The sequence below is a fragment of the Pseudorhodoferax sp. genome, assembly GCF_047601025.1.
In the GTDB taxonomy this organism is placed as follows: Bacteria; Pseudomonadota; Gammaproteobacteria; order Burkholderiales; family Burkholderiaceae_C; genus Pseudorhodoferax.
On record NZ_JASGJZ010000001.1, the window covers coordinates 2,254,688 to 2,273,968 of the forward strand.

The following is a 19,281-nucleotide window of genomic DNA, read 5'->3' on the forward strand; positions in this document are numbered from 1 at the left end:
CTATAGTCTCGACCAGCACAGTACCAATACAGTTTGGCGGGCCAGTGGCGCCGCTGTACCGCTCACCCGGCCGATACATGGAGGACCCGCCACGATGCTGACGCGCACCGCCTCGCAATCGCTGACCGAGCAGCTGGCGGCCCATTTTGCCGAGCGCATCGCCGACCGGCTGCTGGCCGCCGGCACGCGGCTGCCCTCGGTGCGCCAGTGCGCGCAGCAGCACGGCGTGAGCCCGGCCACCGTGGTGGCGGCCTACGACCGGCTGCTGGCCCAGGGCCTGGTGGAGGCGCGGCCGCAGCGCGGCTTCTTCGTGCGCGAGCAGCGCCTGGGGCCGCTGTCGGGCGCGGCGGCGCGCACGGCCGGCGCCGTGCGCCCGCCGGTGGACGCGGCGGCGCTGATGCGCGGCATGTTCCACGGCGCCGGCGAACTGCCGCAGCCCGGCATCGGCGTGTTCCCGCCGGACTGGCTGGCCAGCGACGTGGTGGCCGCCGCGGTGCGCCACGTCGCCTCGCGCCAGGCCCTGGCGCCGCTGTCGCTGCAGTACGGCGAGCCGGCCGGCGACCCGGGGCTGCGCCAGGCGCTGGCGCACAAGCTGGCCGGGCTGAACGTGCCGGCCGCGCCGGAGCAGATCGTCACCACCCTGGGCGCCACGCATGCGCTGGACATCGTCAGCCGCACGCTGCTGCGCGCCGGCGACCACGTGATGGTCGAGGAGCCGGGCTGGGCCATCGAGTTCGCGCGGCTGCAGGCGCTGGGCGCCGTGATCCTGCCGGTGCCGCGCGGGCCGGACGGGCCGGACCTGGCGGTGATGGCGCGCTACTGCGAGGCGCACGCGCCCAAGCTGTTCGTCAGCGTCAGCGTGCTGCACAACCCGACGGGCTACTGCCTGTCGCCCGGCAGCGCGCACCGGGTGCTGACACTGGCCAACCAGCACGGCTTCCACGTCGTCGAGGACGACACCTACAGCCACCTGGCGCCGGACCACGCCACCCGGCTGTCGGCGCTGGACGGGCTGCAGCGCACGGTCTACGTCAGCGGCTTCGCCAAGATCCTGGCGCCGGGCTGGCGCGTGGGCTACCTGGCCGCGCCGCCGGCGCTGGTCCAGCGCCTGCTGGACACCAAGCTGCTGGCCACGCTGACCACGCCGGCGCTGCTGGAGCAGGCCATGGCCTGGTGCATCGCCCAGGGCCGGCTGCGCCGGCACGCGCAGCGCGTCGTCGCGCGGCTGGACCAGGCGCGCGAGCGCAGCGTGCGGCTGGCGCGCGCGGCCGGCTGCCGCTTCGTCAGCGAGCCGGCCGGCCTGTTCGGCTGGGTCGACACCGGGGTGGACACCGAGCGGCTGTCGCAGTGCATGCTGGACGAGGGCTACCTGCTGGCGCCCGGCGCGCTGTTCCACGCCGGCCGGCGCCCCGGCTCGCTGATGCGCATCAACTTCACGACCACGCAGGCGCAGGCGTTCTGGACGGTGTTCGAGCGGGTGCGGGCGGGAATGTAGCGGCGGCTGCCTTGCCATGGCCCGCCAGCCCGGGCCGAGATCAGGCGGCGGCTGGCCAGCAGCGACGGTAAACTAGTCAGAGTTCTAGTCATTTCGAGGGGCGTCATGCAGACATGGCCGATCCAGGATGCCAAGGCACGGTTCAGCGAGTTCCTGGAGACTTGCCTGGCCGAGGGGCCGCAGATGGTGACCAAGCGCGGTACAGAGGCAGCGGTGCTGGTGTCGGTGGAAGAATGGCGCCGGCTCCAGGCCGCGGCGCGACCGTCTCTCAAGCAACTGCTGCTCTCTGACCAAGGGCGTGCGGAGCTTGTCGTCCCGCCCCGTGGCGCGGCCCGCAGGCGCGCTCCGATGGCGGTGAGCTGATGTACCTGCTCGACACCAATGTCGTCTCCGAGTTGCGCAAGCCCAAGCCTCATGGCGCTGTGCTGGCATGGATCGAGAGCCTCGCCGACGTCCAACTGCACCTCTCGGCGGTGACCGTCGGCGAGATTCAGGCCGGCATCGAGATCACGCGGGAACAGGACGCGGCGAAGGCATCGGAGATCGAAGCCTGGCTGGAGATGGTTGCCAGTTCGTACAACGTGCTGCCGATGGACGCCACCACCTTCCGAGCCTGGGCGCAGCTGATGCACCGGCGGTCGAACACGGTGTACGAGGACGCCATGATCGCGGCGACCGCCAAGGTCCATGGCCTTACGGTTGCGACCAGGAACGTGGCCGATTTCAAGCCGTTCGGCGTACCGCTGCTGAATCCGTTCAAGGTCTGAGCATGCGCGCGCTGTGGCGGTGACAGCGCCGCGGGATGGCTGCTGATGCGCATCAACTTCACGACCACGCAGGCGCAGGCGTTCTGGACGGTGTTCGAGCGGGTGCGTGGAGCGATGTGACAGTCTGCCTGCATGAAGTCATGGGAGAAACGACTTGCAGGCTCACGTGGAAACCGTCACCGCCCGGGGGATGCCCGCCGGCGCTTCTCCGCCCTCCTGCGCAAGGTGGCGCAGGGCGGCGAAGTGGTCGTGACATGGCACGGCACGCCCGTGGCGCGCATGGGGCCGATGGTGCGCGGGCGGCAGGCTGCGCGCACCGCCCTGCTGGCCCGGCCGGTTCCCGCCACTGGACGCGCGACGATCTGTATGCGTGACGGCATGCGCATTCGCCGCGCCCAGTCGTGGAAGGATCTGAGTTTTACCCGGGTAAATGGGCGGGTTATTTTCACCCGGGTAATATTCCGGCATGACTTCCGATCCAAGCTCTCCCGACCCGGCTGCGTCCGCCAGCGGCGCGGTCACCGCCTTCCTGGGCCATCGGCGCATCGGCCGGGGCTCGCGCGCCGCGGTGGCGCGGGCCGCGCGGCGTGTTCTGGGCTCGCCCGCCGCGGCCTCGGCGCCGCTGCTGGTGTTCGACGACGCGAGCGGCGCGCTGGTCGAGCTGGACCTGCCGCCGTCCGCCTCTGACGCCGCCACCGCCACCGCCGCACCGCGCGGCGGCGAGGCCGCGCCGCCACCGCCGCCCGGGCGGCCGCGGCTCGGCGTCGTCGCGCGCGAAGTGACCTTGCTGCCGCAGCACTGGGAGTGGCTCGCGCTGCAGCCGGGCGGCGCCTCGGTCGCGCTGCGCAAGCTGGTGCACGAGGCGCGCCGCAACCTGGCTGGGCGCGGTGCCGTGCGCGCCGCCCAGGAGCGCTGCTACCAGTTCCTGCGCGCCATCGCCGGCGACCTGCCGGGCTACGAGGAGGCGCTGCGCGCGCTGTTCCGCGGCGACCTGGCCGCGTTCGACGCGGCGACCGCCGGCTGGCCGGACGACGTGCTGGCCCACGGCCGCGCGCTGGCCGACGGCGCCTTCGGCACGCCGCCGGGCTGACCGCGGTGGAGGCTTCCTCGACCGCGCCGCGCGCTGCGCCCTCGGCGCCAGCAGCGCCGCCCGATGCGCGCCCGCTGTGGCGCGTGTTCCTCGCCTTCCTCGGGCCGATGGTGCTCGGCAACGTGCTGCAGGGCATGTCGGGCACGCTCAACGGCATCTTCGTCGGCCAGATGCTGGGCACGCAGGCGCTGGCCGCCACGGCCGGCATGTTCCCGATCGTGTTCTTCCTGGTGTCCCTGGTGATCGGCGTCGGCGCGGGGGCGTCGATCCTGATCGGCCAGGCCTGGGGGGCGGGCGAGCTGCACAAGGTGCGCCACATCGCCGGCAACGCGATCCTGGCGGGCCTGGTCGTCGGCGTGTGCGCCGCATGGCTCGGCAGCGCGTTCGCCGCGCCGGCGCTGCGCGCGCTGCACACGCCGCCCGAGGTGCTGGCGGACGCCGTGCTCTACGCGCGCACGCTGATGCTGGCGATGCCGGGGCTGCTGCTGTTCATCCTGTTCTCGCAGCTGCTGCGCGGCGTCGGCGACACCTTCTCGCCGATGGTCGCGATGCTGCTGTCCACGGCGCTGTCCTGCGTGCTGACGCCGGCGCTGATCCGCGGCTGGGCCGGCCTGCCGCAGCTCGGGCTGGTCAGCGCGGCCGCGGCCACGGTGGCCTCCTACGTCGCCGCGCTGGGCTGGCTGGCCTGGCATCTGCGGCGCCGGCGGCATCCGCTGGCGCTCGATGCGCAGCTGCTGCGCCAGATGCGGCCGCACGGCCCCACGCTGCGGCTGATGCTGCGCATCGGCATGCCCGCGGGCGTGCAGATGATCGTGGTCTCGCTGGCCGAGATCGTGCTGCTGGCGCTGGTCAACGGCCACGGCCCGGACGCCGTGGCGGCCTACGGCGCGGTGAACCAGATCGTCAACTACGTGCAGTTCCCGGCCATGTCGATCGCCATCACCGCGTCCATCCTGTGCGCGCAGGCCATCGGCGCCGGCCGCGCGGAGCGCCTGGGCGCGATCACGCGCACGGCGCTGGGGCTCAACCTCGTGGTGACGGGCGGACTGGTACTGCTCGGCTACGGGTTTTCCGAGCGCCTGCTGGCCCTGTTCATCACGCGCCCGGACGTGATCGCGCTGGCGCAGTCGCTGCTGCACATCCTGCTGTGGAGCCTGCTGCTGCACGGCTGGGCCAGCGTGCTGGGCGGCGTGATGCGGGCGTCCGGCACGGTCATGGTGCCGATGCTGCTGAGCGTGGCCTGCATCGCCTGCGTCGAGCTGCCGGCTGCCTACGCGCTGTCCGCCGCCGTCGGCCTGCGCGGCGTCTGGATGAGCTACCCGATCACCTTCGCGGCCATGCTGGTGCTGAACGCCGCGTACTTCCAGCTGGTCTGGCGCCGGCGGCGGATCGCGCGGCTGGTGTGACCGCTCAGCCCTTGGGCTTGTACGCCACCATGTCGATCTCCACCTTGGCGTCGACCATCAGCCGCGCCTCGGTGGTCGAGCGCGCCGGCCGGCCGTTCGGGAAGTACTCCATGTAGATGCGGTTGAACGCGCCGAAGTCGCGCGCGTCGTGCAGCCAGCAGGTGCACTTGCACACGTCGTCGAACGTGGCGCCGGCCAGCGCCAGCACGGCGCGCAGGTTCTCCATCACCTGGCGCGTCTGCGCCTCGATGCCGCCGGCCACGATCTCGCCCTGCGCATTGGCCGGCACCTGGCCGGACACGTAGATGAAGTCGCCCGCGCGCACGGCGGGCGAGAACGGCCGCGCCTGGCGGTCGGAGGCGACGGGCGGGTTGCCCAGGTATTCGAGTGGCATGGGATCTCCTGAAAGGTCGAGAAGGAAAGTTTATTTCAACATTCGTGCCAAAGCATCGGGAAAACCCGGGTACGCATCTTGCGATGTTGGATCAGAGTACGGTTTTCTGAAATTAATTTTCACTATCCCGGTGCCACCCGCACCATAGGAGAGCCCCGATGACGATGATCCCGACCCTTCGCCGCCGCAGCCTGGTGCACGGCGCCGCCGTGCTGGCCCTGGTGTGCGCGGCCGGCCAGGCCGCGGCCCAGGCGCCGCGCGCGCACGCCACGCTGGCCATGGTGGCCGAGCCGCAGACGCTGGACCCGATGGCCAGCACGGCCGACCTGGTCGGGACCATCATGCAGCACGTCTACGAGACGCTCTACACCTACGACGCCAAGTGGAACGTGGTGCCCATGCTGGCCGAAGGCGCGCCGAAGATCTCGGCCGACGGCAAGGTCTACACCATCGCGCTGCGCAAGGACGTGGCGCTGCACAACGGCCGCACGCTGACCGCCGACGACGTGGTGGCCAGCCTGCAGCGCTGGATCGAGCAGGCGCCGCGCGGCAAGGCCGTGGGCCGGCAGCTCGAGCACCTGCAGGCCAAGGGCCCGCTGACGGTGGAGATCGCGCTGAAGTCGCCGTACGCGCCGCTGCTGGCCCAGCTGGCGCTGCCCAGCGGCATGGCGGCCATCATGGCCAAGGAGTCGATCGCCACGCCGCTGAAGGAATTCGTCGGCACCGGCCCCTACAAGTTCAAGGAGCGCCGGCCCGACCAGTACCTGCTGCTGGAGCGCTTCGACAAGTACAGCGCGCGCAAGGAGCCGGCCAACGGCTACGGGGGCCGGCGCGAGGCGCTGATCGGCGAGCTGCGCTTCGTGCCCGTGCCCAATGCCAACACCCGCGTCGAGGGCGCGCTGGCGGGCCAGTACGACTTCGCCGACCTGCTGCCCACCGAGGCCCTGCCGCGGCTGGAGAAGGCCGCCGGCAAGACGGTGCCCGTGCTGACGCCGGCCTTCGGCTTCCCCTACCTGGTGCTCAACACCAAGGAAGGCGTGCTGGCCAGCCAGCCGCTGCGCCAGGCGCTGCAGACCGCGCTGGGCGAGGGCGAGATGCTGGCCGCCGGCTTCGGCGACACGCGCTTCTTCACGGTGGAAGGCAACCACTTTCCGAAGGGGTCGCCGTTCTACTCCACGGCCGGCACCGACCAGTACAACCAGCGCAACGCGCCCAAGGCGAAGGAACTGGCGGCCAAGGCCGGCTACAAGGGCGAGCCGGTGCGCGTGCTGACCAGCCGGCAGTACGACTTCCACTACAACATGGCGCTGCTGATGGCCGAGCAGCTCAAGCGCGCCGGCTTCAAGGTCGACCTGAACGTGGTCGACTGGGCCACGCTGGTGCAGCGCCGCAACGATCCCAAGCTCTGGGACGTCTACGTGACCCACTCCGGCCAGTTCCCCGAGCCCATGCTGTCGCCGCCGCAGCTGGGCGACGGCGCGCCAGGCTGGTGGGACACGCCGGCCAAGCAGGCCGCGCTGGCCGCGTTCAACGCCGAGCCCGACCCGGCCCGGCGCGGCGCGCTGTGGGGCAAGGTGCAGCAGGTGGTCTACGACGAGGTGCCGTACATCAACGTCGGCAAGTTCAGCGGCCTGGCTGCGCGCAGCCCGGCGCTGGAAGGCTACACGCCCGCGACCTGGCCGTTCTTCTGGAACGTGAAGGTCAAGTAACCCCCAGGCGCCTGCGCGCTCCCCCAAGGGGGCGCCCCCGGCGGCCTGGCGGAGCCAGTTCCGCGGGGCCCTGGCATGGCCTGCTCCGCGGCCTTCGGCGCCGCGGCCGGGCCCGCCGCGCAGGATTCCGACAGCGACAAGTTTCATCGACCCGGAAGGAGGCGCCATCGTGCACCGCTTCATCCTCTCCAAGGCCGCCGGCATGCTGGCCGTGCTGGCCATCGTCGCCGTGCTGGTGTTCGTGCTTACGCGCGCGGCCTCGGGCGACCCGGTCGCGGTGCTGCTGGGCGACCAGGCCACCGCGGCCGACATCGCCCGCGTGCAGCAGCAGTACGGGCTGGACCGGCCGCTGCCGGTGCAGTTCGGCTACTGGCTGCGCGAAGTGCTGCAGGGCAACCTGGGCGAATCCATCTTCCTGCAGCGGCCGGTCACGCAGGCGCTGGCCGAGCGCGCCGAGCCCACGGCGCTGCTGACGCTGATGGCGGTGGGCCTGGCGGCGCTGATCGGCATTCCCTGCGGCATCGTCTCGGCGGTGTTCCGCGGCAAGGCGGTGGACCAGTTCTTCACCGGCATCGCGATGCTGGGCGCCAGCATCCCGAGCTTCTGGCTGGGCATCGTGCTGATCCAGATCTTCGCGGTGAAGATGGGCTGGTTCCCCGTGTCGGGCTACGGCGATCCCGGCGCGCCGCTGGCCGAGCGCCTGCACGCGCTGGTGCTGCCGGCCACGGTGCTGGGCCTGCTGAACTCGGCGCTGATCACCCGCTTCACGCGCGCCTCCATGCTCGACGTGCTGGGCGAGGACTACGTGCGCACGGCCCGCGCCAAGGGCCTGGGCGAGGGCGTGGTGGTGCTCAAGCACGCGCTGCGCAACGCGCTGGTGCCCATCGTCACCGTGGTCGGCCTGACCACGGCGCTGATGATCGGCGGCGCCGTCGTCACCGAGACGGTGTTCGGCCTGCCGGGCGTCGGCAACCTGGTCGTCAACGCGGTGCTGCGGCGCGACTACCCGGTGATCCAGGGCGCGCTGCTGGTCATCGCGGCGATCTACGTGTTCATCAACTTCGCGATCGACATGCTCTATGCGGTGGTCGATCCGCGCGTGAAGGTCTGAGCGATGAAAGCTGTCCTCTCTCGCCTGTTCCGCCGCCGCATCGTGCTGGCCGCGGCCCTGGTGCTCGCCGCCATCGTGGTGCTGGCGCTGGGCGCCTCGCAGTTCGCCAGCGCGGACCCCAACGACACGGCCGTGCTGGAGCGCCTGAAGGCCCCCGGCGCCGCCCACCTGATGGGCACCGACGAGCTGGGCCGCGACCTGTACGCGCGCGTGGTCCACGGTGCGCGCTACTCGCTGTCGATCGCCGCGCTGACGGCGCTGGGCGCCATCGTCCTCGGCACGCTGGTCGGGCTGGTGGCGGGCTTCTTCCGCCGGCTCGACGCGCCGCTGATGCGCGTGGTGGACGCGATGATGTCCTTCCCCGACATCCTGCTGGCGATCGCGCTGGTGGCCATCCTCGGGCCCTCGCTGACCAACGTGGTGCTGGCGCTGGTGCTGGTCTACACGCCGCGCGTGGCGCGGGTGGTGCGGGCGTCCACGCTGGTGGTGCGCGAGCTGCTGTTCGTCGAGTCCGCGCGGGCCATCGGCGCGCGCACGCCGCACATCCTGTGGCACCACGTGCTGCCCAACCTGCTGTCGCCGATCCTGGTGCAGGGCTCCTTCATCTTCGCCTACGCGATCCTGGCCGAGGCCGGCCTGTCCTTCCTGGGCGTGGGCGTGCCGCCGGAGATCCCGACCTGGGGCACCATGGTCGCCGGCAGCCAGCAGTACGCCGAGCGTGCGTTCTGGGTCGTGCTGTTCCCGGGCCTGGCCATCATCCTGACGGCGCTGTCGCTGCAACTGCTGGGCGACGGCGTGCGCGACATGCTCGATCCCAAGCTGAAGAAGGCGGCATGAGCATGGACGCCACCACCACCACCCTGGAACGCGCAGCGTCCGCGCGCGCACTGTCCGCCAGCGCGTTGCCCGTCAGCCGCGTGCTGGACGTCGAGGGCCTCACGGTGTGCTTCGACGCGCCCGGCGGCGGCGTGCAGGCCGTGCGCGACCTGCGCTTCGCCGTGGACCGCGGCCAGACCCTGGCCATCGTCGGTGAATCGGGCTCGGGCAAGTCCGTCACCTCGCTGTCGCTGATGCGGCTGATCGAGCACGGCGGCGGGCGCATCGCCGGCGGCAGCGCGCTGCTGCGCCGGCGCAACGGCCAGGTGCTGGACCTGGTGCAGGCGGACAAGGCGCAGATGCGCGCGGTGCGCGGCGCCGACATCGCCATGATCTTCCAGGAGCCGATGACCTCGCTGAACCCGGTGTTCACGGTCGGCGAGCAGATCGCCGAATCCGTGCGCGTGCACCAGGGCAAGGACCGCGCCGCCGCCAGCGCCGAGGCGCTGCGCATGCTGGAGCTGGTGCGCATCCCCGAGGCGAAGAACGTGCTCGGCCGCTATCCGCACCAGCTCTCCGGCGGCATGCGCCAGCGCGTGATGATCGCGATGGCGTTGTCGTGCAAGCCGCAGCTGCTGATCGCCGACGAGCCCACCACGGCGCTGGACGTGACCATCCAGGCGCAGATCCTGCGGCTGATCCGCCAGCTGCAGGAGGAGATGGACATGGGCGTCATCTTCATCACGCACGACATGGGCGTGGTGGCCGAGGTGGCGGACCGCGTGCTGGTGATGTTCCGCGGCGACCGGGTCGAGGAGGGCGGCACCGACGCCGTGTTCGCCCACCCCGCGCACGCCTACACCCGCGCGCTGCTGTCGGCCGTGCCGCGCCTGGGCGCGATGCAGGGCACGGAGCTGCCGCGGCCGTTCGACCTGCTGCGCGTGGACGGCACGGCGGCGCCGGAGCCCGCGCCGGCGCAGGACACCCGCCCGGCCGGCGCGGCCCCGGTGCTGCGCGTGCGCGACCTGGTGACGCGCTTCGACCTCAGGAACGGCACCTTCGGCAAGGTCACGCGCCGCGTGCACGCGGTCGAGCACGTGAGCTTCGACCTGTACCCGGGCGAGACGCTGGCCGTGGTCGGCGAATCGGGCTGCGGCAAGTCCACCACCGGGCGCTCGCTGCTGCGGCTGGTGGACAGCCAGGGCGGCGCCATCGAGTTCGGCGGGCGCAACATCCTGGAGCTGCCGGTCGGCCAGGTGCAGGCCTTGCGGCGCGACATCCAGTTCATCTTCCAGGACCCGTTCGCCTCGCTGAACCCGCGCAAGACCGTGGGCTTCTCGCTGGCCGAGCCGCTGCTGGTGCACAAGGTCGGCAGTTCGGCCGAGGTGCAGGCCAGGGTGCAGTGGCTGCTGCAGAAGGTGCAGCTGCCGCCCGAGGCCGCGCAGCGCTACCCGCACGAGTTCTCCGGCGGCCAGCGCCAGCGCATCGCCATCGCCCGCGCGCTGGCGCTCGAACCCAAGGTCGTCGTGGCGGACGAGTCGGTCTCGGCGCTGGACGTCTCGATCCAGGCCCAGATCGTGAACCTGATGATGCAGCTGCAGCGCGAGATGGGCGTGGCCATCCTGTTCATCTCGCACGACATGGCGGTGGTCGAGCGCATCAGCCACCGCGTGGCCGTGATGTTCCTGGGCCAGATCGTGGAGATCGGCCCGCGCCGCGCGGTGTTCGAGAATCCGCAGCACGCCTACACGCGCCGGCTGATGGCCGCCGTGCCGGTGGCCGATCCCCAGCGCCGGCATTTGAAGCGCGCGCTGATCGAGGGCGAGATCCCGAGCCCGATCCGCGCCGTGGGCGACGAGCCGGTGGTGCAGCCGCTGGTGGAAGTCGGCCCCGGCCATTTCGTCGCCCGCCATCCGATCGCGGGCGGATACTGATGTACACCCCCGGCCTGCGCGGACTTCGTTCCGCTCCGTCCACCCCCTCCAGGGGGCGCCGCCTGCGGCCCGGCGAAGCCGGTTCCGCGGCGGCCGCTGGCCTGGCCCGCTCCGCGGCCCTTGGCGCAGCGGGCCGTGCCGCGCCGCCGGGCCCTCGACATGCCGTTGGATATTGACGCTTCCATGACCGAACTCATCGACCCTCTCCTCGACGCCACCTACAAGGGCTACCCCCGCAGCCAGCCGCCGCGCGCGCGCAGTGCCGTCGGCCGCGCCGGCTGGAACGTGCTGGCCGGCGACCTGCCGCTGCCGCTGGCGCTGATCAAGCGCGAGGCGCTGGCGCACAACCTGGCCTGGATGCAGCGCTACGCGCAGGGCCAGGGCGTGGACATGGCGCCGCACGGCAAGACCACTATGTCGCCGCAGCTGTTCGCGCGCCAGCTCGACGCCGGCGCCTGGGGCATCACCTTCGCCACCGTGGCGCAGCTGGCCGTCGGCGCGGCGGCCGGCGTGCGCAACGCGCTGATCGCCAACCAGGTCGTGCAGGACGAGGACCTGGCCGGCATCGCGCAGTTGCAGGCCGTGCACGCTGGCCTGCGCGTGGTGTTCCTGGTCGATTCGCTGGCGCAGCTGGCGCTGGTCGAGGGCTGGTTCGCGCGCCATGGTGCCGGCCGGCCGCCGTTCGAGGTGATGCTGGAGATCGGCGTGCCGGGCGCGCGCACCGGCTGCCGCACGCACGAGGAGGCGCTGGCGCTGGCGCGCGCGCTGCGGGCCAGCGCCGCCGTGCGCCTGGTCGGCATCGAGTGCTACGAGGGCCAGGGCGCGACCGGCGAGGACGGGCCCGATGCCGCCTACGCCACGGCGCTGATGGACCGCGTGCAGGCCGTCGCCCAGGCCTGCGTGGACGAAGGGCTGTTCGAGGCCGGCGAGCTGCTGTTCTCGGCCGGCGGCTCGGCCATCTTCGACCTGGTGGCCGGCCGGCTGCGCCCCGCGCTCGGCCGGCCGGTGCGCGGGCTGCTGCGCTCGGGCTGCTACGTCACGCACGACCACGGTTTCTACGCCCGCATGGTGGACGCCGTGGACCGGCGCATCGGCTGCGGCTGCGGCGAGGGCCTGCAGCCCGCGCTGGAGGTCTGGGCCGCCGTGCAGTCGCGCCCCGAGCCGCAGCTGGCGATCCTGACGGTCGGCCGGCGCGACATCTCGTTCGACCTGTCGCTGCCGCGGCCCATCGCCCGCGCCGCGCGCGGCGCGGCGGCCCCGCAGGCGGTACCGGAGGGCTGGCGCATCACCGCGCTGAACGACCAGCACGCCTACCTGCGCTGGGACGCGGCCGACGACGCGCTGGCCCCCGCGGTCGGCGAGCGCATCGGCCTGGGCATCTCGCACCCCTGCACCACCTTCGACAAATGGCGCTGGATGCCGGTGGTGGACGAGCACTACGGCGTGGTGGACGCGATCACCACGAACTTCTGATGCACGACGCCAGCCTGCTGCAACGCATTGCCCAGGCGCGCGAGGCCGCGCCGGCCACGCGCCGCGCCATCCTGGAGGCGATGCTGCAAGACCCCGACCGCACGCTGGAGGAGAGCTTCGAGCAGCTCGCCGAGCGCAGCGGCAGCTCGGTGCCGACCATCATGCGCACCTGCCGCGCCCTGGGCTTCGCCGGCCTGCGCGAGTTCAAGCTGGCGCTGGCGCAGGAGCTGGCGCTGGGCGGCTCGCCGCTGCACCGGCGCGTGAACATCGCCGACGCCGCCGACGAGGTGGTCGGCAAGATCGCGCGCAGTGCCGCCGCCTCGGTGGCCGGCGTGCGCAACCAGCTCGACATGGCGGTGCTGCAGGCGGCGGTGGACGCGATCGCCACCGCGCCGCACATCGACATCGTGGGCGCGGGCAACACCTCCTGGTTCATGGCCGGCGACCTGCAGGCGCGGCTGTTCCGGTTGGGCCTGTCGGCCACGGCCTGGGCCGACTACCACCTGCAGCAGGTCGCGGCCGGCGCGCAGCGGGCCGGCGGCGTGGTCGTCGCCATCACCCACGTGGGCGGCATGCCCAGCCTGCTGGACGCGGTGGACATCGCGCGCGCGCAGGGCGCCCGGCTGGTCGCCATCACGCGGCCCGGCACGCCGCTGGCGCAGCGCGCCGACTGGCTGCTGGGCCTCACGGTGCCCGACGACGCGGTCATGCACGTGGGCATCGACGCCTACCTGGTGCACCTGACCCTGATCGAGATCCTCACGGTGCTGGTGGCCCAGCGCGTGGGCGAACCGGCCGTGCGCCGCCTGCGCGGCGTGCGCGAGGCGCTGCAGCGCCATGGCATCGACGTGCAGACCCATCCGCTGCAGAGCTGGGATGGCGGAGGAGTACAGCATGGCTGAGCAAGCAACCCTGTTCGAGAACGGCCTGATCGTGGACGGATCGGGCGGCTCGTCGTGGACCGGCGACCTGCTGGTGGCGGACGGGCGCATCCTGCGCCTGGGCGAGGGCCTGCGCGGCCGCCTGCCGGACGGCCTGGCGCCGGACGAGGTGCAGGCGGTGGACTGCCGCGGCCTGGCCGTCGCGCCCGGCTTCATCGACTGCCACACGCACGACGACGCCATCGTGCTGCGCACGCCCGAGTACCTGGCCAAGCTGTCGCAGGGCATCACCACGGTGGTGACCGGCAACTGCGGCATCTCGCTGGCGCCCTACGCCACGGCCGAGGCCCGGCCGCCGCTGACGCTGCTGGGCGCGGACTCGTTCCGCCATCCCAGCATGGCCGCCTACCGCGACGCGGTGAACACGGCCCGGCCGGCGCTGAACGTGGCCGCGCTGGTCGGCCACACCACGCTGCGCTTCGCCACCATGGACGACCTCTCGCGCGCCGCCAGCCCGGCCGAGCGCGCCGCCATGGGCGCGCTGCTGGACGCCGCGATGGCCGACGGCGCGCTGGGCCTGTCCTCCGGCCTGTTCTACGAGGAAGCCTTCGCCGCGCCGGCCGAGGAGGTCACGGCGCTGGCGCGCATCGTCGCGCGGCACGGCGGCGTCTACGCCACGCATCTGCGCAGCGAGATGGCGACGATCCTGGAGGCCATGCACGAAGCCGGCGACTGCGCCTTCGAAGCGGGCGTGCCGCTGGTGCTCTCGCACCACAAGTGTGCCGGCCCCACGCAATGGGGGCGCACGCGCGAGACGCTGCCGCTGGTGGACCGCCTGGCCGAGCGCCAGGACGTGGCGATGGACGTCTACCCCTACGTGGCCGGCTCCACCGTGCTGCGCGAGGACCTGGTGGACGGCGTGATCGACGTGATGCTGACCTGGAGCGCGCCGCACCCCGAGCTGGGCGGCCGCATGCTCTCGGAGATCGCCGCCGGCTGGGGCGTGGACCAGAAGGCTGCCGCGCGCCGGCTGATGCCCGGCGGCGCCTGCTACTTCCAGATGCACGAGGACGACGTGGAGCGCGTGATCGCCCACCCGCGCAGCATGATCGGCAGCGACGGCCTGCCGCACGACCGCCACCCGCACCCGCGGCTGTGGGGCGCCTTCCCGCGCGTGTTCGCGCGCTACTGGCGCGGGCGCGGCCTGTTCACGCTGGAGCAGGCGGTGCACAAGATGACCGGCATGACGGCGCGCAACTTCCGGCTGGCCGGCCGCGGCCTGCTGCGCGCCGGCCACGCGGCCGACCTGGTGCTGTTCGACCCGGCCCGCATCGCCGACACGGCGACCTACGAGCAGCCGGTCAGCCCCAGCGTCGGCGTGGCCGCGGTCTACGTCAACGGCCGCTGCGCGTACCGCGAGGGCGCGGCGCAGGTGCTGGCGCGCGAGGGGCGGATGCTGGCGCGGGGGGCGTGAGCGCCGGCGCGCCGTCCGCCGCCGCCGGCAGGCCCAGCAGCATGTCGCGGAAGGCCGCGGCCGCCGGCGCCAGCGTGCTGCCGGGCGCGCGCAGCAGCGTCATCGTGCGCGCGATCTCCGGCCGGCCGACGGCGCGCACCTCCAGGCCGTGCCACTGCGCCAGCGGGCGCAGCGCCATCGTGACCACGGCCACGCCCAGGCCCTCGCGCGCCAGGCCCATCATGGTCCAGGGCAGCGCGATCTCGAACGCGTAGTCCAGCGCGATGCCGCGCGCGGCCAGCCGCTCCTCCAGCAGCCGGCGCACCGGGTTGCCCGGCAGGTAGCCGATCACCGGCTCGCGCGCCAGCTGGGCCCATTCCAGCGTGCGCCGGGCGGCCAGCGGGTGCCCGGGCGCCATCACCGCCACGAAGGCGTCGGCCGCCATGGCCGTGGCCACCAGGTCCAGCCGCGCCCCGGTCTGGGTGGCGATGCCCAGGTCGGCGGCGCCGCTGCGCACCAATTGGTGCACTTCGTGCTCCGCCACGTCGTGCAGCACCACGCGCACGCCCGGATGCGCGTCGCGGAACGCGCGGATCACCGGCGGCAGCAGCAGCGAGCACTGCACGTTGGGCGCCGCCACCGCCACCCGCCCGCTGGCGAAGCGCGCGACGTCGCGCGCCTGCGCGAACAGGTGTTCCCAGTCCGCCAGCAGCCGGCGCGCGGCCGGCAGCAGCGCGGCGCCGGCCTCGCTCATGCGGCAGGCGCGCGTGTGGCGGTCGAACAGCCGCACGCCGAGCTGGTCCTCCAGCCGGGCCAGCGCGGCGCTGAGCGAGGACTGCGACATGCCCAGCCGCTCGGCCGCGTGCGTGAAGTGGCCGCTCTCGGCCAGGGCCAGGAACACCCGCAGTTCGGGCAGCGAGGACTTGGGGTGCACGGGTGGGCTCCGTTTGATCGGTGGTGGCGATGGATTTATCGGATTGTGCGGCTTCCCCGATCGCCGATTGGTCCTGTTCTTGCATGACGGCAGGCCCCGCGCCGTTGCGCAATCGTCCAGGAGAGCAACCATGACGAGCCCCTCCCTCTCGCGTCCCCCCGGGGACGTGCATCCCGTCGACCAACCCCTGCCGCCCACCAAGGCCGCGGCGCTCGGCCTGCAGCACGTACTGGTGATGTACGCCGGCGCGGTGGCCGTGCCGCTGATCGTCGGGCGCGCGCTCAAGCTCAGCCCGCACGAGGTCGCCATGCTGATCTCGGCCGACCTGTTCTGCTGCGGCATCGCCACGCTGATCCAGGCGCTGGGCTTCACGCGCTGGTTCGGCGTCAAGCTGCCGGTGATGATGGGCGTGACCTTCGCCTCGGTCGCGCCGATGGTGGCGATCGCCGGCGCCAACCCCGGCGCGGTGGGCGCGCAGCTGCTGTTCGGCTCCATCATCGGCGCCGGCATCCTGGCGATCCTGATCGCGCCGGTCATCAGCGGCATGCTGCGCTTCTTCCCGCCGGTGGTCACCGGCACCATCATCGCGGTCATCGGCATCACGCTGATGCGCGTGGGCATCAACTGGATCTTCGGCAACCCGGTCGGGCCGACCGCGCCGGCGGTGGTCGACCCGGCCTACCTCAAGTGGCTGTCCGACGCCTCGGCGCCCGGCTCGCCGCTGCCGCCGCCCCAGGGCCTGATGCCGGCGCCCACCGTGCCCAACCCCCGCTACGCCGACCTGACCGGCATGGGCATCTCGGCCATCGTGCTGGTGACCATCCTGCTGATCGTCAAGTTCGCCAAGGGCTTCCTGGCCAACGTCTCGGTGCTGCTCGGCATCGTGGTCGGCGCCGTCGTCGCCACGGCGCTGGGCCTGATGACCTTCGAGAAGGTCGGCGAGGCCGCCTGGTTCGACATCGTCACGCCGTTCCACTTCGGCATGCCGCAGTTCGACCCGATGATGATCCTGACCATGACGCTGATCATGGTGGTGATCATGATCGAGTCCACCGGCATGTTCCTGGCGCTGGGCGAGATGTGCGAGCGCCCGGTCGACCGCGACACCCTCACGCGCGGGCTGCGCACCGACGGCCTGGGCACGCTGATCGGCGGCATCTTCAACACCTTCCCCTACACCAGCTTCTCGCAGAACGTCGGGCTGGTGGCCATCACGGGCGTGAAGAGCCGCTACGTCTGCGCCACCGCCGGCGGCATCATGATCGTGCTCGGGCTGCTGCCCAAGATGGCGGCGCTGGTCGAGTCCCTGCCGTCCGTGGTGCTGGGCGGCGCCGGCATCGTGATGTTCGGCATGGTGCTGGCCACCGGCATCCGCATCCTGGCCGGCGTGGACTTCAAGCACAACCGCTACAACGCGATGATCGTGGCGGTGTCCATCGGCATCGGCATGATTCCGCTGCTGGCGCCCAACTTCAAGCAGTGGATGCCGCACAGCCTGCATTCGCTGATCGAGTCCGGCATCCTGCTGACCTCCATCACCGCCGTGCTGCTGAACGTGTTCCTCAACGGCACGAAGTTCGATGCCGCCGCCGCCATCGCCGCGGCCCGGCAGGCCGAGGCGCACTGAGCCGGCGGCGCGGCCGACAATGCGCGGCCGCGTGCCGGGGGGCACGCGGCATCCCCTCATTTCCGGAGATCGCCGTGCTGCGCATTGCCCGTCTGTTCGTGTTGGGCCTGGGCCTGTCGTTCCTCGCCGCGGGGGCGTCGGCGCAGGCCGATGCGGCCGCCACCGAGGCGCTGATGAAGAAGTCCGGCCTGTGGCAGCAGCTGGCCGAGATCCCGCAGCAGATGCGCGCCGGCGTGGAGGCCGCCGCTGCCCAGTCCCGGCCCGCGCCGGACGCCGACACCGTGCAGCGGCTGGTGCAGGCCGCCGAGCATGCGTTCTCGGCGCCGGCCCTGCGCGCCGCCTGCGCGGCCACCATCGCTGCCGGGCTGGACCCGCGGCATCTGCCCGCGCTGGACGCCTGGTACGACAGCGCCGCGGGCCGCGCGCTGCGGCAGGCCGAGGAAGCCGCCGCCGCGGACACCACGGAACCGGCGGTGGCCGTGGAGCAGGGCGCGGCCCTGTTCCAGGCCCTGCCCGCACCGCGCCGCGCGCTGCTGGACGAGCTCGTCCGGGTCACCGGCCTGGCGGAGATGGGCGCCGACCTGACCATCGCCGCCGCCGTGGCGATGGCCCAGGGGATGGCGAGCCTGCAGGATCAGGCCGCGGCCGCCAGCCCGGGCGAGCAGTGGGCGGCGCTGCAGGCCCAGCGCGCGCAGATGGTGCAGTCGTACCGCGCCGTGTCGCTGGCGATGTCGGCCCGGGCCTATGCCGCCGTGCCCGACGGGGAGTTGTCGCAGTACCTGCGTTTCCTGGCCTCCGACGCCGGCCGGCACTACAACGCGCTGGGCATGCAGGCCCTCGTCCGGGCCGTGGCCGACGCCGCGCGGACCTTCGGCCGCCACCTGCCGGGTGCCAGCACCTGACGGGGCTTCTCAGCGCCGTGGCACCTGCCGTGCGCCCAGCGGATGCGGGATGCCGCCATCGCCATCGGTGCGCACCACCCGGGCGATGACGACGTGGTAGCCGTTGAGCCAGCGGGCCTGCCGGCGCTTCGCCTCCTGGTGGGCGGGATGGTCGATCAGGGTGCGTAGCGCCTCCAGGCTGTCCCAGTAGTACACGTTGGAGATCAAGCCGGTGGCGGCGTTCTCCCAGGCCTCCTCGCCGATGTAGCCGGGGATGGACCTGGCGATCCGGGCAATGGTGCTGTCCAGCGCGTGGAACGCATCGTCGAACGCGCGCTTGGCGAACGTGAAGGTGGCGGTGTAGAGGGCATCGGGGACATCGTCCTCTCGGTTCATGGTGGTGCGGTCCTTCCACGTCAGCGATCGGGATCCAGGCAGAGCGACGGACGGGCCATGCACTGCCTTTGGATGTTCGGCATGTGGGCGGTCGCCTGTGCCGGTGCGTTTTCGAGCGGCGCTCCGTGCCGCCCTACCGCTTCTGGATGTAGGCCTCCACCAGGCGGTCGAGGAAGCCGAAGAGCGCCTGGTTCATGGCGCCATGGTCATGGGCGCGCAGGGCGTCGGGCTGCTGCACGAACCGGTGCGCGGCAAGCGTCTTGAGCTCCGGCTCCGAGGCCGCGATCAGCAACTCGACGACTTCGGGCGTGAACTCCATGTGGCACTGGAAGCCGTACACCAGATCGCCATACTCGATGATCTGGCGCGGGCAGCCTTCGCTGTACGCCATGATCCTGGCGCTTTCGGTCAGCCCCGGCATGTCGCTGTGCCAGTGCCCGACTTCCAAGCTCTCGCCGAAGTGGGCGAACTTGCCGCTGGCCTTTGCCTGCGCCGTCAGCGTGATCGGAAACTTGCCGATCTCCTTCTCCGGGCTGCGCTCGCAGGGGGCGCCCAGCGCTTCGCCCATCAGCTGCGCGCCCAGGCAGACGCCCACGACAGCCTTTCCCGCGGCAGCGCATCGCGCGATCAGGGCTTGCTCGGCCTGGGCGTCGAAATGCGGGCACTCTGCCAGCGTGGTCGAGGGGGACTGCGGGCCGCCCATCACCACCAGCAGGTCGATCCCGTCGATCGACTCCGGCAGCGGTTCGCGGTTGTAGACGCGGGAATAGCCGGCCTGGTAGCCGTGCTGCCTGACCCACGTCTCGTAGGCGCCCGGCGCCTCGAACGATTCGTGTACGACGAAATGCACCTTCATCATGATGTTCCTCCTCGGCCATCCACGGCCGTCGATGAGACCCCGGCGGGCCGGGCCG

General features: G+C 72.3%; 18 protein-coding genes and 1 pseudogene. 15 read left to right on the forward strand and 4 right to left on the reverse strand.

Annotated features, from left to right (window positions below; all coding sequences use genetic code 11):
• Positions 1-94: 94 nt before the first annotated feature.
• The 6 genes and pseudogenes from QM782_RS10655 (at position 95) to QM782_RS10680 (ending at position 4,758) form a co-directional block, all read left to right on the forward strand.
• Entirely contained in the window at positions 95-1,495 is a 1,401-nt protein-coding gene (locus QM782_RS10655; RefSeq protein WP_415202891.1) for a PLP-dependent aminotransferase family protein, read from the forward strand.
• Positions 1,496-1,600: 105 nt separating this feature from the next.
• Complete coding sequence (locus QM782_RS10660; protein ID WP_415202892.1) at positions 1,601-1,858, forward strand: type II toxin-antitoxin system Phd/YefM family antitoxin; 258 nt, start codon at positions 1,601-1,603, stop codon at positions 1,856-1,858.
• On the forward strand, positions 1,858-2,262 hold the full coding sequence (locus tag QM782_RS10665; protein WP_415202893.1) for a type II toxin-antitoxin system VapC family toxin: 405 nt from the start codon (positions 1,858-1,860) through the stop codon (positions 2,260-2,262). The genes QM782_RS10660 and QM782_RS10665 overlap by 1 nt, the downstream gene beginning before the upstream one ends.
• A gap of 132 nt (positions 2,263-2,394) precedes the next feature.
• Positions 2,395-2,529: pseudogene (locus QM782_RS10670) on the forward strand (type II toxin-antitoxin system Phd/YefM family antitoxin); the annotation flags it as partial.
• Positions 2,530-2,728: 199 nt separating this feature from the next.
• Positions 2,729-3,352, forward strand: coding sequence for a DUF2239 family protein (locus QM782_RS10675; protein ID WP_415202894.1), 624 nt, complete (start codon positions 2,729-2,731; stop codon positions 3,350-3,352).
• A gap of 107 nt (positions 3,353-3,459) precedes the next feature.
• On the forward strand, positions 3,460-4,758 hold the full coding sequence (locus QM782_RS10680) for an MATE family efflux transporter (protein ID WP_415205626.1): 1,299 nt from the start codon (positions 3,460-3,462) through the stop codon (positions 4,756-4,758).
• A 4-nt stretch (positions 4,759-4,762) separates the two neighbouring features.
• Here QM782_RS10680 and QM782_RS10685 read toward each other — a convergent pair whose 3' ends face one another.
• Positions 4,763-5,152, reverse strand: coding sequence for a RidA family protein (locus QM782_RS10685; protein WP_415202895.1), 390 nt, complete (start codon positions 5,150-5,152; stop codon positions 4,763-4,765).
• 158 nt (positions 5,153-5,310) lie between these two features.
• On the opposite strand from QM782_RS10685, the gene QM782_RS10690 reads away from it, so the two are divergent.
• The 7 genes from QM782_RS10690 (at position 5,311) to QM782_RS10720 (ending at position 14,550) form a co-directional block, all read left to right on the forward strand.
• Positions 5,311-6,861 carry an ABC transporter substrate-binding protein gene (locus QM782_RS10690; protein WP_415202896.1) on the forward strand — a complete coding sequence of 517 codons (1,551 nt, stop codon included), beginning with the start codon at positions 5,311-5,313 and terminating at the stop codon, positions 6,859-6,861.
• A gap of 169 nt (positions 6,862-7,030) precedes the next feature.
• Positions 7,031-7,972 (forward strand): ABC transporter permease, encoded by a 942-nt coding sequence (locus QM782_RS10695; RefSeq protein WP_415202897.1) that lies wholly within the window; start codon positions 7,031-7,033, stop codon positions 7,970-7,972.
• Positions 7,973-7,975: 3 nt separating this feature from the next.
• On the forward strand, positions 7,976-8,809 hold the full coding sequence (locus QM782_RS10700) for an ABC transporter permease (protein ID WP_415202898.1): 834 nt from the start codon (positions 7,976-7,978) through the stop codon (positions 8,807-8,809).
• Between the two features lie 2 nt (positions 8,810-8,811).
• Positions 8,812-10,722, forward strand: coding sequence for a dipeptide ABC transporter ATP-binding protein (locus tag QM782_RS10705; RefSeq protein WP_415205627.1), 1,911 nt, complete (start codon positions 8,812-8,814; stop codon positions 10,720-10,722).
• A gap of 183 nt (positions 10,723-10,905) precedes the next feature.
• Positions 10,906-12,195, forward strand: a complete 1,290-nt coding sequence (locus tag QM782_RS10710; RefSeq protein WP_415202899.1) for an alanine racemase — start codon at positions 10,906-10,908, stop codon at positions 12,193-12,195.
• Positions 12,195-13,097 carry a MurR/RpiR family transcriptional regulator gene (locus QM782_RS10715; RefSeq protein WP_415202900.1) on the forward strand — a complete coding sequence of 301 codons (903 nt, stop codon included), beginning with the start codon at positions 12,195-12,197 and terminating at the stop codon, positions 13,095-13,097. The genes QM782_RS10710 and QM782_RS10715 overlap by 1 nt, the downstream gene beginning before the upstream one ends.
• Positions 13,090-14,550: an N-acyl-D-amino-acid deacylase family protein gene (locus QM782_RS10720; protein WP_415202901.1), complete on the forward strand. Its 1,461-nt coding sequence runs from the start codon at positions 13,090-13,092 to the stop codon at positions 14,548-14,550. Before QM782_RS10715 ends, QM782_RS10720 begins: the two co-directional genes overlap by 8 nt.
• On the opposite strand, the gene QM782_RS10725 is transcribed toward QM782_RS10720, so the two are convergent.
• A complete protein-coding gene (locus QM782_RS10725) occupies positions 14,471-15,463 on the reverse strand; it encodes a LysR family transcriptional regulator (RefSeq protein WP_415202902.1) in 993 nt (330 codons plus the stop codon). The two genes, QM782_RS10720 and QM782_RS10725, sit on opposite strands and share 80 nt — an antisense overlap.
• 130 nt (positions 15,464-15,593) lie before the next feature.
• On the opposite strand from QM782_RS10725, the gene QM782_RS10730 reads away from it, so the two are divergent.
• Both QM782_RS10730 and QM782_RS10735 read left to right on the forward strand, forming a co-directional pair.
• Positions 15,594-17,090: a nucleobase:cation symporter-2 family protein gene (locus QM782_RS10730; protein ID WP_415202903.1), complete on the forward strand. Its 1,497-nt coding sequence runs from the start codon at positions 15,594-15,596 to the stop codon at positions 17,088-17,090.
• Positions 17,091-17,164: 74 nt separating this feature from the next.
• Positions 17,165-17,992, forward strand: coding sequence for a hypothetical protein (locus tag QM782_RS10735; RefSeq protein WP_415202904.1), 828 nt, complete (start codon positions 17,165-17,167; stop codon positions 17,990-17,992).
• A 9-nt stretch (positions 17,993-18,001) separates the two neighbouring features.
• Here the strand turns inward: QM782_RS10735 and QM782_RS10740 are convergent, their stop codons facing one another.
• Together QM782_RS10740 and QM782_RS10745 are read right to left on the reverse strand one after the other, a co-directional pair.
• The gene (locus tag QM782_RS10740; protein ID WP_415202905.1) at positions 18,002-18,367 is read right to left on the reverse strand and encodes an antibiotic biosynthesis monooxygenase family protein; all 366 of its coding nucleotides are present in this window, start codon (positions 18,365-18,367) and stop codon (positions 18,002-18,004) included.
• A gap of 133 nt (positions 18,368-18,500) precedes the next feature.
• A complete protein-coding gene (locus QM782_RS10745) occupies positions 18,501-19,226 on the reverse strand; it encodes a type 1 glutamine amidotransferase (RefSeq protein WP_415202906.1) in 726 nt (241 codons plus the stop codon).
• Positions 19,227-19,281: the final 55 nt, after the last annotated feature.

What these genes read in the sequence shown, in the direction of transcription:
- QM782_RS10665 (WP_415202893.1), top strand. Translation starts at nt 1,858, where the DNA reads ATGTACCTGCTCGACACCAATGTCGTCTCCGAGTTGCGCAAGCCCAAG.
- QM782_RS10690 (WP_415202896.1), top strand. Translation starts at nt 5,311, where the DNA reads ATGACGATGATCCCGACCCTTCGCCGCCGCAGCCTGGTGCACGGCGCC.
- QM782_RS10680 (WP_415205626.1), top strand. Translation starts at nt 3,460, where the DNA reads ATGGTGCTCGGCAACGTGCTGCAGGGCATGTCGGGCACGCTCAACGGC.
- QM782_RS10705 (WP_415205627.1), top strand. Translation starts at nt 8,812, where the DNA reads ATGGACGCCACCACCACCACCCTGGAACGCGCAGCGTCCGCGCGCGCA.
- QM782_RS10740 (WP_415202905.1), bottom strand. Translation starts at nt 18,367, where the DNA reads ATGAACCGAGAGGACGATGTCCCCGATGCCCTCTACACCGCCACCTTC.
- QM782_RS10660 (WP_415202892.1), top strand. Translation starts at nt 1,601, where the DNA reads ATGCAGACATGGCCGATCCAGGATGCCAAGGCACGGTTCAGCGAGTTC.
- QM782_RS10745 (WP_415202906.1), bottom strand. Translation starts at nt 19,226, where the DNA reads ATGATGAAGGTGCATTTCGTCGTACACGAATCGTTCGAGGCGCCGGGC.
- QM782_RS10655 (WP_415202891.1), top strand. Translation starts at nt 95, where the DNA reads ATGCTGACGCGCACCGCCTCGCAATCGCTGACCGAGCAGCTGGCGGCC.
- QM782_RS10675 (WP_415202894.1), top strand. Translation starts at nt 2,729, where the DNA reads ATGACTTCCGATCCAAGCTCTCCCGACCCGGCTGCGTCCGCCAGCGGC.
- QM782_RS10700 (WP_415202898.1), top strand. Translation starts at nt 7,976, where the DNA reads ATGAAAGCTGTCCTCTCTCGCCTGTTCCGCCGCCGCATCGTGCTGGCC.
- QM782_RS10720 (WP_415202901.1), top strand. Translation starts at nt 13,090, where the DNA reads ATGGCTGAGCAAGCAACCCTGTTCGAGAACGGCCTGATCGTGGACGGA.
- QM782_RS10715 (WP_415202900.1), top strand. Translation starts at nt 12,195, where the DNA reads ATGCACGACGCCAGCCTGCTGCAACGCATTGCCCAGGCGCGCGAGGCC.
- QM782_RS10710 (WP_415202899.1), top strand. Translation starts at nt 10,906, where the DNA reads ATGACCGAACTCATCGACCCTCTCCTCGACGCCACCTACAAGGGCTAC.
- QM782_RS10685 (WP_415202895.1), bottom strand. Translation starts at nt 5,152, where the DNA reads ATGCCACTCGAATACCTGGGCAACCCGCCCGTCGCCTCCGACCGCCAG.
- QM782_RS10730 (WP_415202903.1), top strand. Translation starts at nt 15,594, where the DNA reads ATGACGAGCCCCTCCCTCTCGCGTCCCCCCGGGGACGTGCATCCCGTC.